Raw genomic sequence first — 13,071 nt, forward strand, 5'->3', positions numbered from 1 at the left:
GACCTTGCCGATGATGCGTTCCATGGTGCTGACCTGCCTTGCGCGCTGCCGGCGTGGACCGACAGAAGGTATGCACGGGCGCCAGGGGGCCCGGGCGTACGGTGACACCAGAAACCTGCACGTTTTCGTTCATCTGGTTTCCGGCGCCGGCAAGGATAGCGACGCCGGCTCAGCAGTGTCAAGCCACGTAAACACCTACTTTCCAACCCTATGCCTTCCTACGCCCTGATCAGTGTGTCCGACAAGACCGGCCTCGCGCCCTTTGCGCGCGGCCTTGCGGACCTCGGTTACCACCTGCTGTCCACTGGCGGCACCGCCAAGTCCCTCGAGGCCGATGGCCTCGCGGTGACGCAGGTGTCGGAGGTCACCGGCTTTCCGGAGATGCTCGACGGACGCGTCAAGACGCTGCATCCGCGCGTGCACGGCGGCATCCTGGCGCGCCGCGACAAGCCTGACCATCTCGCCTCACTTGCCGAGCACGGCATCCCGCTGATCGATCTCGTGGTCGTCAATCTGTATCCGTTTGCCAAGGCGGCCGCCAATCCGGAGACCACGGTGCCGGGGCTGATCGAGCAGATCGACATCGGCGGGCCCGGCATGGTGCGCGCCGCGGCCAAGAACTTCCGCGACGTGCTCGTGCTGGTGGACCCGGCCGACTATCCGACGGTGCTCGAGGCGCTCGCCGGTGGCGCGGCCGCCGTGCCGCAGGCGCTGCGCTTCGACCTCGCGCGCAAGGCGTTTGCCCACACCGGCGCCTACGACCAGATGATTGCCGCCGAACTCGCGCAGGTGACGATGAGCGAGGACGGCGGCACGCGCATTCCTGCCGACGCACGTGAGGTCTTCCCCGAGGTGGTGACGCGCACGCACACGCGCATCCGCACGCTGCGCTACGGCGAGAACCCGCATCAGCCGGCCGCGTGGTACGCCGACGAGCCGACCGGCTTCGGCAACGTCACCATTCATCAGGGCAAGGAACTGAGCTTCACGAACCTGCTCGATCTCGACGCCGCCGCGCGCATCGTGCTCGAGTTCTCCGAGCCCGCCGCCAGCGTGATCAAGCACACCAACCCGTGTGGGGTGGCCACGGGATCGGATGCGGCCGATGCCTACGTCCGTGCCCGCGATGCCGATCCGGTGTCGGCCTTCGGCGGCATCATCGGCCTCAATCGCCCGCTCGACGTGGCGACGGCCGAGGCCATCGTCTCCACCTTCATCGAAGCGGTGGTGGCCCCCGAGGTCGAGGATGCCGCCCGCGCCATCCTCGCGCGCAAGGCCAACCTGCGCGTCGTGACGGCCGACTTCGCGGCGCTGGCCGCGGCCGCGTCGCTCGAGTGGCGCTCGATTCTCGGCGCCTCGCTGGTGCAGCAGCGCGATCGCGTGCCCGAGGCGGGCGAGCCGTGGGGGGCCGCCAGTGCCCTGACGGTCGTGACGCAGCGACAGCCGACGGCGGAGGAGTGGCAGGCGTTGCGCTTCGCCTGGCGCGTGTGCGCCCACGTGAAGTCCAACACCATCCTGTTTGCGTCGGCCGACCGCACGCTCGGCGTGGGCGCGGGGCAGATGAGCCGCGTGGACTCCGTGAAGGTGGCCATCATGAAGGCCGGTGAGGGCGCGCTGAAGGGCTCGGTCGTCGCCTCGGACGCGTTCTTCCCGTTCCGGGACGGTCTGGATGCGATTGCCGCGGCCGGCGCGACGGCGATCGTGCAGCCGGGTGGGTCGATGCGCGATCAGGAAGTGATCGATGCGGCCAACGAGCATGGCCTGGCCATGGTCTTCACGGGCCGCCGCCACTTCCGGCACTGATCGCCTGAAGGCGCGTCGACCTGAAGGTCGACGCCTACAGCCGATCTTCCGCTGGAGACAGCCTTCAGGACGTCAGGAGGGGCGGTAGTGGCGACATGTGGCGGTGGAGGCCGGCTCCGCCGCCGACTGTAGCTGCCGACCTTCAGGTCGGCAGACGTCGACGCCTACGTGGCGAGCCGCGCGGCGAGTTCGTCTCGGGTCACGGCCACCGCCCCGAAGCGGCTGACGGCGACGCCAGCGGCGATCGTGGAGAGCTGCGCGGCTTCCACGAGCGACGCCGTCGCCGCGAGGGCCAGCGCAATCGTGCTGATCACCGTGTCGCCGGCCCCGGTCACGTCCGAGACCTCCAGCGCCGTGGCCGCGAAGTTGGCCTCGGTGGCCGGCGAGGTGGTGCCATCGAGCACCCACATGCCGTGCTCGCCACGCGTGATCACGACCGACGTGCATCGCAGGCGTTCCTGCAGGCGACGCGCCGCGTCGCGCGCTTCGTCATCCGTGCGGATGCGTGAGTGCGTCGCCGTCTCGGCTTCGACCTGATTCGGGGTGATCAACGTCACGCCCCGATACAGATCCAGGTGCGGGATCTTCGGGTCGACCAGCACCGGCGTGTGGCGTGGTGCAGCCGCCGCGAGCACGGCGGCCATCGTGTCGCTGGTCACCACGCCCTTGAGGTAGTCGGAGACGAGCACCACGTCGGCCGCGTCGGCGCGTGACGCGATGGCCGCGGCCACGCGCGCCGCGACGGCGCCGGCGATGTCGGCATCGTGCTCGAAATCGACACGCGCCACCTGCTGCTGCCGCTGCGTGACGATGCGCAGCTTCCGGGTCGTGCGCCGATCCTCGTCGATCACGAGGTCGGACGCGTCGACGTCGCCGCGGGCCAGGAGTTCCCGGAGCCGATCGGCGGACTCGTCCCCGCCCACCACCCCCACGAGTGAGACCGCTGCCCCAAGCGCCGCGAGGTTCATCGCGACGTTGGCGGCGCCCCCGGGCCGATAGTCGTCGTGGTCGTACTCGACGATGGGCACGGGGGCTTCGGGCGACAGTCGCTGCACGCGACCGAAGAGGAAGTGATCGAGCATCACATCGCCGACGACCAGGACGCGCCGTCCGGCGAATCCGGTGATCAGGGCGTGAGCGCGAGCGTGGCCGAGGGGACTCACAGAGGCCGGGGGACCGACTCCGGGCGCTCTGCGGCGAATGGCAGGGTGAGCACCACCAGCAGCAGCATGAGGAACTCGGAGTCGCCGAAGTTGTACTCGAACAGACCGGCGCCGAGCATGGCCGTCAGCGAGGCGAGCGCCCCGGCGGCGAGGGCACGCGTCACCCCGGTGCGGTACTGCACGCGGCGGAACAGGTCGCGGGCGACCGTGCCGACGAACCACAGCCAGACCAGCAGCGCCGGCAGCCCGCGCTCGGCGGCAATCTGCATCGGCACGTTGTGCAGGTGCACGTTGAGCGGCTGCACCGACTCGGGCACGCGGTACTGCTGGTAGACCGCCTTGACCTGATCGGGGCCGACGCCCGTCAGCGGGTGATCCTCGACCATCGCGGCGCCCGACTTGAGCATCGCGACGCGATCGCGATTGGTCGGGTCCTTCATGTCGAAGATCGAGTAGACGCGATCGGTGATGCTGGCCGGTGCCAGGACGACGGCCAGAGCCAGGGCCAGCGGCACCGCCGACACGAGTCGGCGATCGCGCAGGGCCAGCAGGACGGCCAGGCCGAGGCACACGCCCACCCAGGCGCTGCGGGTGAAGGTGAGGCCGAGGGCGACGAGCACGGCCGGCAGCACGAGCAGCGGCCACACCCGGTCGCGCCCGCCGAAGAGCAGGCGCGCCCCGGCGACGCAGGCCACGATCATCAGCGCGCCCGAGTACGTCATGTAGTGCGTGAGCGCACCCTGGGGCCGGCGACCGAGGTTGTCGAAGTGGAGGAAGCCGTACTGGAAGAGCCCGACGAGGGCACTGGCCGCACCGACCGCGATGATGACCGACGCGAACAGGTGGGCCCGGTGGCCACGCGCCAGCCGGTAGACCAGCGGCACGATCAGGAACAACACCAGTTGCTTGGAGTCGACGAGGCTCACGGCCGGGTCCACCGATGCCGTCGTCGAAATGAGGGTGACGCCTGCGTAGGCGGCGAGTGGCCAGAAGAAGCCCGGGACCTCGAGTTGCTCCTCGCGCATGACGAGGAGGGCGCCCCAGCAGAGGAGGGTGAGGGCCAGCAGGACGCCCGAGGCGGCAACCGACAGCTGCAGCGCGGCGACAAAGCACAAGAGGACCGACAGCGAGAGCGTCTCGAGGCGGTCCATGCGTGCGGTTCGCAGTGCCGGCGCGGTCACGTCGTGCTCGACATCCTTCTCAGTCGGCCCGGTGGGGCGGCGGCTGGGGCGCTAGCGCCCGCTCGGCCTCCGCGACGACCGCGTCAACGGTGATGTGCGTCAGGCACCGGAAATCTCCGGGGGCACAGACGCGTTGTTCGCACGGCCGGCAGGGCAGGGCCCCGACATCCACGGCTGCGCTCCACAGCTGCGGGTCGCGCCAGGGCGCGGACCGCACGGGCAACGTGGGGCCATACAGTCCCACGATCGGCGTCCTGGTCGTGGCGGCCACGTGCAACGGCCCGCTGTCTCCGCCGATGTAGAGACGCGCCCGACCAACCAGGGTCTGCAACTCGTCCAACGACATGTCGTCCCAGGTGCGAACAGCCTCTGGGGACTCTGGCCGGCGCTCGCGCGCCAGCCGGACGACGTCGGCAGCGGCGGCTGCCTCCGACGGGCCGGACGTCAGGATGATACGACGTTTGGGCCCGCCAGTCGCAAGCCGGAGGGCCAGCTCGACAAAAGAGAGCAGCGGCCAGCGCCGGAACGCATTGCCCGCGCTGACGTGCACCACGACCAGGTCGTGGGTCGCGTCGAGCCCCTCGCGTGCCAGCCAGGCGTCGACACGGGCCTCGGCCTCGGGCGCGGGCACCATCCGGACCGGGTCGCCGGCCGGGCTGGGAGGGCCGAGGTCGGGCAGCAGCGGCGCCAGCAGATCCCATTGGTTCTCGACCGAGTGCCGCGGACGGAGGTCGCGCGGCCGCGCGACGATGTCCGTGTAGGGCCAGTGCCGCCCCTGGACGTCGAAACCGATGCGCCGGGGCGCCCCGGTGAGCCAGGTCAGCCATGAGGCGCGCGGCCCGCTGTGCAGGTCGAGCACCACGTCGTACCTCTCTCGCCGCAATCGCCCCCCGAGCCGCAGGTCGTCACGCAGACGCCGCCAGCCGCGGGTCCGCGGGGCCACGATGACCTCGTTCAGGTCCGGATGATGGCGGACGACGGGAGCCGCTGCCGGCTCGATGAGGTACGCCAGGTGCGCCTGCGGCCACGCGCGCCGGAGCGCGCCGATGACTGGCGTGGTGAACACCACATCCCCGATCAGGCGCAACCGGACGATCAAGACGCGCACGGCCGCGACTATAAACCCAGCCCGGCCTCGCCAGCGCGTCTCGGCGGGGGAGCGACGAGCCGCGCAGGACGTCCAGGGTAGACCGCAGTGCGCGACACCCCGATAATCGAGACATGCTCTCCCATGCCCTGATGGCCTTGACGCTGGCGGTCCAGCCCGGACCTTCGCCGGCGCCGACCGCGCGCCCCTCCGTTCGCGCCGAGGCCTATCAGGCGTTCCTCGAGGCGCGACGCCTCGAGAGTGCTGGCGATGCCCCCGGCGCCATCGCGGCCCTCGAACGTGCCGCCACGCTGGACACCTCGCCCGGCATCCTCACGGAACTGGCCCAGTTGTATGCGCGGCAGGATCGCACGGCCGATGCGACACGGACGGCCGAACGGGCCCTCGCGCTGGACCCCGACAATGCCGATGCGCACTGGATGCTGGGCATGCTCGGCGTGCCCGCGTCGGTGATGCAGGGCGAGACGGCCCCGACGCGCGACCGGGCCGCGATCGAGGCCGCCATCGGCCATCTCGAGAAGGCCGCGGGCGGGCGTGGCTACGACCTGAACCTGCCCGTGGTCCTCGGCCGCCTGTACCTCCAGGTCGAACGCCCGGCCGAGGCCGTCACCGTGTTGCGCAGCGTGTACGCCCAGGAGAGCGGCGCCCTCGAAGCCGGCGTGCTGCTCGCGCAGGCGCTCGACCGCACCGGGCAGCGCGACGAGGGACTCGCGGTGCTCGGCCAGGTGCTCGAGACCGAGCCGCGGTTCTTCCGGGCGCGCCTGCAGCAGGCCGAGCTCCTCGAGCGGGCCCGTCGGTGGAGCCAGGCCGCCGACGCCTACGACCTCGCGGCGCAGGAGAATCCCAACGCCGTCGAACTCCGCGTGCGTCAGGCCACGGCCCTCCTCAGCGCCGACCGCGCCGCCGACGCCCGCACCGTGCTGGAGCAGGTGATCCAGGCGCGCCCGACCGAACTGCAGGCACGCTACCTGCTGGCGCAGACCCAGCGTGAACTCGGCGACGGCGAGGCGGCCGAGGAGACCGCGCGCGCCATGATGGCCATCGCCCCCGCCGACGTGCGTGGGCCCGTCGTCCTCTCGCAGGTCTACGCGGATCGGGGCGAGCACGCCAGGGTGGTCGAGATCCTGGGGCCGATCGTCCAGAAGGGCGGCATCGGCAACCCGCAGTCGGCCATGGGCGTGACGATGCGGCTGGCGAGTGCGCACATGGCGCTCGGCCAACCCGATGCGGCGATCGCCGTGCTGGAGAAGTCGCGCGCAGACCGCCCGGACGCGATGATGGACGCCTACCTGATGCAGACCCTCGTCATGGCGCGGCGGTTCGACCGCGCCATCGCGGTGGGGCAGGAGGCCCGACGCGCGCGCCCCGGCGACCTGCAGGTGGGGCGCCTGCTCGCACAGGCGTATCTCGGGGCCAATCGTCCCGACGAGGCGATCGCGCTCCTCGAAGCCGAACGGCAGGCGCGGCCCGACGATCCGACCATCACGCTGGCGCTCGCGACGACGCTGGCCGATGCCCGCCGCGAGCCGCAGGCGATGGCCGTGCTGGCCGACGCCGAGAAGGCGTTCGGCGATCAGGTCGCGTATTGGTTCCAGCGCGGGGCCATCCTCGAGCGGTTCTCGCGGCGCCCGGATGCCAAAGGCGCGTTCCGCAAGGCGCTGGCCATCGATCCGGCGCATGCCCCGACGTTGAACTACCTGGGGTACATGCTGGTCGAGGACGGCGGGCCGATGGACGAGGCCGTGCAGCTGATCGAACAGGCGCTGGAGGTCGAGCCCGACAACGGGTCGTATCTGGACAGCCTGGGCTGGGCCTACTACAAGCAGGGCAAGCTGCCCGAGGCGCGCCGGTATCTGCAGCGCGCCGCTGACCTGCTGCGATCGAATTCCGTGATTCAGGACCACCTCGGCGACGTGCTCGTCGCGCTCAAGGACGGTCCGGCGGCGATCGCGGCGTGGGAACGCGCCCTGGCCGGCGACGGCGAGTCCATCGACCCGACCGCCATCAAGTCGAAGATCGACCGTGCGCGCCAACGGTAGCCGCCGCGCTGGTGTCGGCGTGCTCCTGCTGACGAGCGTGCTCGTGGCCGGGAGCGGGTGTGCGCCGAAGGTGCGCCTCGATCTGCCTGTCGGGGCCGGCACGCCGCTGGCCGATGTCGCCGCAGCCGAGCAGGCCGCGCGGGCGTCCTGCCAGATCCACGCGGCGGTCACCGCGGACCTGCGCCTCTCGGGGCGCATCGATGGCGAGCGGGTGCGCGGCACGCTGCAGATCGGCGTCGCGCGTGACGCCCTGCGCCTCGAAGGCCTCGCGCCGTTCGGCGCGCCGGTCTTCATCCTGACGGCGCGGCCGGGGGAGGCCGTCCTGCTCCTGCCGCGCGACACCGCCGTCGCCCACGGCACCTCCGCCGCCGAACTCCTCGACGCCGTCGTCGGTGTCTCGCTCGATCCCGCCGACCTGCTGGCCATCGTCTCCGGATGCGGTGTGGCGACGTGGACCGTGACCGGTGGCGCCACGTTCGGCGACGCGTGGACGCGTCTCGACCTCGATGGCGGGCGCACCCTCTGGTTGCGGACCGCCGCGGGTGGCACGCCGGTCCTCATGGCGGCCCAGGATGCGCGCTGGCGCATCGAGTACACGCGGACCGACGCCGGGTGGCCGTCGGCCATCCGGCTGCGCCCGGCCGCGGGGACTGCGGTGGGGCGCACCGACGCGGTGCTGGCCCTCGAGGGCCCCGAGGCCATGGCCGCCCTGCCCGAGGGCGCGCTCGACGTGGCCATTCCGAGCGAGGCACGCGCACTCACGCTGGCCGACCTGCGCCGCAGCCGCGGTCTCACGGAACGCTGACGTGATCTGGACCACGCAGGCCCCGGCCAAGGTCAACCTCGATCTGCGCATGCGCGGCCGGCGCGCCGACGGCTATCACCTGCTGGAGACGGTGCTGCAGTCGATTGCCCTGGCCGACACGCTGACGCTGCAGTCGCGGCCCGGGCCCTTCGCGTTGACCTGCTGCGCGCCCGGCGTGCCGACCGACACCCGCAATCTGGCCTGGAAGGGCGCCGCGGCGATGGCGTTGGCGCTGGAGACGACGCTCGACGGGTGGGAACTGCGCATCGACAAGCACGTGCCGGCAGAGGCCGGGCTCGGCGGCGGCAGTGCCGACGCCGCCGCGGCCGCTCGCCTGGTCGCTGCCGCGCAGGGGCGCGAGTTGGACCCGGCCGCGCTGGCCGACGTCATTCGCCCGCTCGGCGCCGACGTGGCCTTCTTCGCCTGGGGCGGCACGATGCGCGGCGTGGGCGTGGGTGACGAGCTGACGTCGCTGCCCGACGCGCCCGACGCGACGGTGATCCTGGTGCGTCCGCCGTTCGGCGTGTCGACCAGGGACGCCTATGGCTGGTACGACGCCGACGCGGGGGCCACGAGTGGGACCGAGCCGTCCGACGCGGCCGTGCTCGAGCCGGCCGCCGACGACACGGTGCACCTGGACGGCTGCGGCAACGACCTCGAGGCACCGGTCGCGCGGCGCCATCCGGAGATTGCGGCGATCGTGTCGCGCGTCAGGTCTGCGGGCGCCCGGCTGGCGGCGATGTCCGGCAGCGGATCGGCATGCTTCGGGCTCTTCGCCCCCGACGCGGATGTGTCCGGGCTCGAAGCGTCCTGGCGGAACGGGACCGTCGTCTGGCGGACCCGCCTGTTGTCGCGCGCGGCCCACGCCCGCGCGACCGCCTGTCGGCGCCTCGCCTAGCTCGGCACGTCGTGCCATCCATGCGGTCAACCTTGTCGAGTTCGACGCCCTCGTGTACGCTATCGGTTTGCGCACCCCGGCGAGACATCGCGCGGGGGGCTTCGGCCCACGAGACGGGCCCGGCAACGGGTCAGGCGCGGGGGGACGAAGTGGCGCAGACGCCGGCGGGGGCGATGCCGGCGCGTCTTTGGCCGACACTGGGGCGTCGCCAAGCGGTAAGGCACGGGACTTTGAATCCCGCATTCGAAGGTTCGAATCCTTCCGCCCCAGCCAATCTGTGCGCGCGCGGCGCGTGCCGGCTGGTCGCGGGAGTGGTGAGGGTGGGGCAGGGTTTCGACGGACGGCGATGGCACGATCGAATTTGAAGGTGTTCTCTGGGAGTGCCCATCCCGAGCTGGCCCAGGAGATCGCGGATTTCCTGTGCGTGGCGCCGGGGCAGGCCCGCCTTCAACGGTTTCCCGACACCGAGGTGTCGTTCCAGATCGACGAGAACATCCGCGGGACGGATGTCTTCATCGTGCAGCCGACGTCGCGTCCGGTGGACGCGAACATCATGGAACTCTGCGTGATGATCGATGCGTTCCGGCGCTCGTCGGCGTCGCGCATCACCGCGGTGATTCCGTACTACGGGTACGCGCGGCAGGACCGCAAGGACAAGCCCCGCGTGCCGATCTCGGCCAAGCTGGTGGCCAACCTGCTGAGTGCGGCGGGGGCGAACCGCGTCCTCACCATGGACCTGCACAAGGCGCAGATCCAGGCGTTCTTCGACATCCCGGTGGATCATCTGTTTGCCGCGCCGGTCATCATCGACTACCTGGCGCGCCAGAAGTTTCCCAACGTGACGATGGTCTCGCCCGATGCCGGGGGTGCGGAGCGCGCCCGGGCCTACGCCAAGCGCGTCGGCGCCGATCTGGCGATCATCGACAAGCGGCGGAGTGCGGAGACCGGGGCCGCCGAGGTGATGAACGTGATTGGTGATGTCCGTGGCCGCACGTGCGTGCTGCAGGACGACATCATCGACACGGCCGGCACCATCGTGAAGGCGGCGCAGGCCCTGAAGGCCAACGGCGCCGAGCGGATCATCGCCTGCGCGGTGCACGGCGTGCTGTCGGGGCCGGCGATCGAGCGCATCGAGCAGTCGCCGATCGAGAAGCTGGTGGTGACCAACACCATCCCGCAGAGCGACGCCTGCGCCTCGTCGTCGAAGATCGAATGCCTGTCGGTCGCCCGCTTGCTGGGCCAGGCGATTCGCAGCATCCACGAGGAGACCTCGGTCTCCTCACTGTTCGTGTAGGTCGGTTGGAAATCCGCAATTCTGCGCTTCTGCAGTTGCCGATGGTAGGGCCCGGCCTGGGCCGGGCCTGAGAGTAGGAAGGACACAAGGATCATGGAAGCCACACTCGAAGCCGTACTCCGCGAGACCCGCGGCAAGAACGAGGCCCGCCGTCTGCGCGTGGCCGGCAAGATTCCCGCCGTGGTCTACGGTGGCGGCCAGGAGCCGCAGGCGGTGGCCGTCAGCCCGAAGGAGCTGTCGCGCCTGCTGCACTCGGAGTCGGGCCTGAACACGCTGATCGATCTCCAGGTCGGCGGCGCCAGCACCAAGGTCATCGTCAAGGACTACCTGCTGCAGCCGGTCACGCAGCAGTTGCTGCACGCCGACTTCTACCGCGTCGACCTCTCCCGGAAGGTGCAGGTCAAGGTGGCGGTCCGGCTCCACGGCGAGCCGCGTGGCGTCAAGGTGCAGGGCGGCGTGCTCGACTTCGTGCACCGCGAGATCGAGATCGAGAGCCTGCCGGCCGAGATCCCGGAGCACATCGACATCGACGTGACCAACTTCATGATCGGTGACAGTGCGTACGTGCGCGACGTGGCGAAGGACCAGAAGTGGACCCCGATCAGCCCCGCCGACATGATGCTCGTCCACGTCGTCACGGCGCGCGTCGGCAGCGACGATGCGGCGGCGGCCACGACGGCGGAGCCCGAAGTCGCCAAGAAGGGCAAGCCGGACGCCAAGGACAAGTAGGAACGCGCAATTGGAAATTTGAAATTTCAAATTTCGAATTGCCATGAAACTGATTGTGGGGCTCGGCAATCCCGGCCCGAAGTACCGGGACACGCTGCACAACGTCGGCTTCATGACGATGGACGTCCTGGCGGCGCGGCATGGGGTCTCGTTCGAGACCGCCCCGGCCGACGCCCTGATGGCGCGGGTGCGGGGCGTGGCGGGCGGACTGCTGCTGGCCAAGCCCCTGACGTTCATGAATCGCAGTGGGGCCGCCGTCGGCGACCTGCTGCGGTTCTTCAAGATCCCCGTCGAGGACCTGCTGGTGGTCGTCGACGAGGTGGCACTGCCTGCGGGTCACCTGCGGGCACGGCCAGCCGGGTCGGCGGGAGGCCACAACGGCCTCAAGTCGATCAACGGCGTGCTCGGCACGGAGCAGTACGCTCGGCTCCGCATCGGGGTGGGACGCGGGGACCCGCGTCGCGACCTGGCCGATCACGTCCTGTCTGCGATACCGCCGGATCTCCGGCCCGTCGTGGACGAAGCGGTCGTCAAGGCCGCTGATGCCGTCGAGTGCTTCGCGCGCGACGGCATCGAGAAGACCATGCAGGTCTTCAACGCGCCGCCTCCGGGTGGGCGCGACTCCACCTCCTTGCCACCACGGGGGGAGCCCTGAGCGAGGACCGACACCTTCAGGTGTCGGTCCGAGTCGAAGGGATCCCGCGGTGGCCGTTCAGGCCAGAAGGAGGCCGAATGGCAGCACAGAAGCAGTACGAACTCGTTTACATCGCCTCGCCCGAGGCGACCGAGGATCAGCTCACCGAGCTGCAGACTCTGGTCGAGGGCATCGTCACCAAGGCGGACGGCACCATCGACAAGACGGACGTGTGGGGCCGTCGTCGGCTCGCCTACCAGATCGGCCGGCACAAGGAAGGGCACTACGTCGTGCTGCTCTTCAGCTGCGAGGGTGAGCTCGTCAAGGAGCTCGATCGCCGCCTGAAGGTCAACGACACGATCATCCGCCACCTCATCGTCCGCGTCGACGAGGAACTCCAGAAGGCGGCCCGGGCCAAGCAGCGTCGCGACGACGAGACCCGTCGCCGCCGCGTGGCGCGTGGCCTGCCGCCCGAGCCCACGCCAGAGGAACTGATGGCCAAGCAGGCGGCGCTCGACAACCAGGATGACGGGGAGGATATGAGATGAGCATCGACAACCCGAATCAGGGTGAGGACCGCGGCGGCCGCGGCGGCCGCAGTGGTGGTCCGCGCGGCGAGCGCAGCGGCGGTGCTGGCGGTGGACGTCGCGGCGGCTTCCGTCGCAAGCGCGTCTGCAAGTTCCGCACGGAGAAGATCGACTACGTCGATTACAAGGACGTGCGGATGCTCTCGCAGTTCGTTCCGGAGCGCGGCAAGATTCAGCCGCGTCGCCTGACCGGCACCAGCGCGAAGTACCAGCGCAAGCTGCAGGTCGCCATCAAGCGGGCGCGCTTCCTGGCGCTGCTCCCCTACGCGACGGACTGAGGAGCAAGACGATGATCGAAGTGATCCTGAAGGAGCACGTCGAGCACCTCGGTGAGCGTGGCGACGTGGTGAAGGTGGCTCCGGGGTACGCGCGCAACTACCTGTTGCCGCGCAAGCTGGCCCTGGCCGTCACCGCCGGCAACAAGAAGCAGATCGAGCACGAGAAGAAGGCCGCGGCGGCCAAGGCGGCCGAGGAGCGTGCGGTGGCCCAGGCCCTCGCGACGCGCTTCGCGCAGACCGAGGTGTCGTTCACGCGGCGGGCGAGCGACACGAACCAGCTGTTCGGCTCGGTCACCTCGGCCGACATCGCCGAGGCGCTCGCGGCGCAGGGCTTCGAGGTGGATCGCCGCAAGATCCAGCTCGCCGACCCGATCAAGGCCGTTGGCGAGTACACCGTGCCGGTGCGTCTGCACCGCGAGGTGACCGCCGAGGTCAAGGTGCACGTGGCCGCCGAAGGCGCGCCCGAGGCTCCCGCCGCCCAGGCGTAGGTGGGTGGGGTAGGGCCCGCTCTCCGAGCGGGCCGTCACGGCCGGCTCGGAGAGCCGGCCCTAC

Annotated in this window: 13 protein-coding genes and 1 tRNA gene; 11 read left to right on the forward strand and 3 right to left on the reverse strand. The window is 70.5% G+C overall.

What is annotated here, in order from left to right:
* Positions 1–210 precede the first annotated feature (210 nt).
* Positions 211–1,803: a bifunctional phosphoribosylaminoimidazolecarboxamide formyltransferase/IMP cyclohydrolase gene (purH, locus tag Q0C41_RS10165; RefSeq protein WP_291983434.1), complete on the forward strand. Its 1,593-nt coding sequence runs from the start codon at positions 211–213 to the stop codon at positions 1,801–1,803.
* 164 nt (positions 1,804–1,967) lie between these two features.
* Here purH and Q0C41_RS10170 read toward each other — a convergent pair whose 3' ends face one another.
* From Q0C41_RS10170 to Q0C41_RS10180, 3 genes are read right to left on the reverse strand one after another with little or no spacing between them, the layout of a single operon-like run.
* The gene (locus tag Q0C41_RS10170; RefSeq protein ID WP_291983435.1) at positions 1,968–2,966 is read right to left on the reverse strand and encodes a bifunctional heptose 7-phosphate kinase/heptose 1-phosphate adenyltransferase; all 999 of its coding nucleotides are present in this window, start codon (positions 2,964–2,966) and stop codon (positions 1,968–1,970) included.
* Positions 2,963–4,147: an O-antigen ligase family protein gene (locus Q0C41_RS10175; protein ID WP_291983436.1), complete on the reverse strand. Its 1,185-nt coding sequence runs from the start codon at positions 4,145–4,147 to the stop codon at positions 2,963–2,965. Before Q0C41_RS10175 ends, Q0C41_RS10170 begins: the two co-directional genes overlap by 4 nt.
* A gap of 19 nt (positions 4,148–4,166) precedes the next feature.
* Positions 4,167–5,255, reverse strand: a complete 1,089-nt coding sequence (locus Q0C41_RS10180) for a glycosyltransferase family 9 protein (RefSeq protein ID WP_291983437.1) — start codon at positions 5,253–5,255, stop codon at positions 4,167–4,169.
* A gap of 113 nt (positions 5,256–5,368) precedes the next feature.
* Here Q0C41_RS10180 and Q0C41_RS10185 point away from each other — a divergent pair, with 113 nt between their 5' ends.
* The 10 genes from Q0C41_RS10185 to rplI all read left to right on the forward strand — a co-directional run bounded on the left by Q0C41_RS10185 (position 5,369) and on the right by rplI (position 13,007).
* Positions 5,369–7,294 carry a tetratricopeptide repeat protein gene (locus Q0C41_RS10185; RefSeq protein ID WP_291983438.1) on the forward strand — a complete coding sequence of 642 codons (1,926 nt, stop codon included), beginning with the start codon at positions 5,369–5,371 and terminating at the stop codon, positions 7,292–7,294.
* Positions 7,278–8,099: a hypothetical protein gene (locus Q0C41_RS10190; RefSeq protein ID WP_291983439.1), complete on the forward strand. Its 822-nt coding sequence runs from the start codon at positions 7,278–7,280 to the stop codon at positions 8,097–8,099. Before Q0C41_RS10185 ends, Q0C41_RS10190 begins: the two co-directional genes overlap by 17 nt.
* A 1-nt stretch (position 8,100) precedes the next feature.
* Positions 8,101–8,997 (forward strand): 4-(cytidine 5'-diphospho)-2-C-methyl-D-erythritol kinase, encoded by an 897-nt coding sequence (gene ispE / locus Q0C41_RS10195; RefSeq protein ID WP_291983440.1) that lies wholly within the window; start codon positions 8,101–8,103, stop codon positions 8,995–8,997.
* Between the two features lie 198 nt (positions 8,998–9,195).
* Positions 9,196–9,270, forward strand: a tRNA-Gln gene (locus Q0C41_RS10200).
* A 73-nt stretch (positions 9,271–9,343) separates the two neighbouring features.
* Positions 9,344–10,291 carry a ribose-phosphate pyrophosphokinase gene (locus Q0C41_RS10205; protein ID WP_291983441.1) on the forward strand — a complete coding sequence of 316 codons (948 nt, stop codon included), beginning with the start codon at positions 9,344–9,346 and terminating at the stop codon, positions 10,289–10,291.
* Between the two features lie 93 nt (positions 10,292–10,384).
* Complete coding sequence (locus Q0C41_RS10210) at positions 10,385–11,020, forward strand: 50S ribosomal protein L25 (RefSeq protein WP_291983442.1); 636 nt, start codon at positions 10,385–10,387, stop codon at positions 11,018–11,020.
* A 43-nt stretch (positions 11,021–11,063) separates the two neighbouring features.
* The gene (gene pth, locus Q0C41_RS10215) at positions 11,064–11,675 is read left to right on the forward strand and encodes an aminoacyl-tRNA hydrolase (protein ID WP_291983443.1); all 612 of its coding nucleotides are present in this window, start codon (positions 11,064–11,066) and stop codon (positions 11,673–11,675) included.
* Positions 11,676–11,752: 77 nt separating this feature from the next.
* Positions 11,753–12,202: a 30S ribosomal protein S6 gene (rpsF, locus tag Q0C41_RS10220; RefSeq protein WP_291983444.1), complete on the forward strand. Its 450-nt coding sequence runs from the start codon at positions 11,753–11,755 to the stop codon at positions 12,200–12,202.
* Entirely contained in the window at positions 12,199–12,519 is a 321-nt protein-coding gene (gene rpsR, locus Q0C41_RS10225) for a 30S ribosomal protein S18 (RefSeq protein ID WP_367079192.1), read from the forward strand. The genes rpsF and rpsR overlap by 4 nt, the downstream gene beginning before the upstream one ends.
* A gap of 14 nt (positions 12,520–12,533) precedes the next feature.
* A complete protein-coding gene (gene rplI, locus Q0C41_RS10230) occupies positions 12,534–13,007 on the forward strand; it encodes a 50S ribosomal protein L9 (RefSeq protein WP_367079194.1) in 474 nt (157 codons plus the stop codon).
* Positions 13,008–13,071: the final 64 nt, after the last annotated feature.

Source organism: Luteitalea sp. (assembly GCF_022842525.1).
Lineage (GTDB): Bacteria > Acidobacteriota > Vicinamibacteria > Vicinamibacterales > Vicinamibacteraceae > Luteitalea.

Bases quoted from the DNA above. Each gene is read 5' to 3' on its own strand.
- rpsR (WP_367079192.1), top strand. From the start codon at position 12,199: ATGAGCATCGACAACCCGAATCAGGGTGAGGACCGCGGCGGCCGCGGC.
- pth (WP_291983443.1), top strand. From the start codon at position 11,064: ATGAAACTGATTGTGGGGCTCGGCAATCCCGGCCCGAAGTACCGGGAC.
- Q0C41_RS10205 (WP_291983441.1), top strand. From the start codon at position 9,344: ATGGCACGATCGAATTTGAAGGTGTTCTCTGGGAGTGCCCATCCCGAG.
- rpsF (WP_291983444.1), top strand. From the start codon at position 11,753: ATGGCAGCACAGAAGCAGTACGAACTCGTTTACATCGCCTCGCCCGAG.
- Q0C41_RS10185 (WP_291983438.1), top strand. From the start codon at position 5,369: ATGCTCTCCCATGCCCTGATGGCCTTGACGCTGGCGGTCCAGCCCGGA.
- purH (WP_291983434.1), top strand. From the start codon at position 211: ATGCCTTCCTACGCCCTGATCAGTGTGTCCGACAAGACCGGCCTCGCG.
- Q0C41_RS10210 (WP_291983442.1), top strand. From the start codon at position 10,385: ATGGAAGCCACACTCGAAGCCGTACTCCGCGAGACCCGCGGCAAGAAC.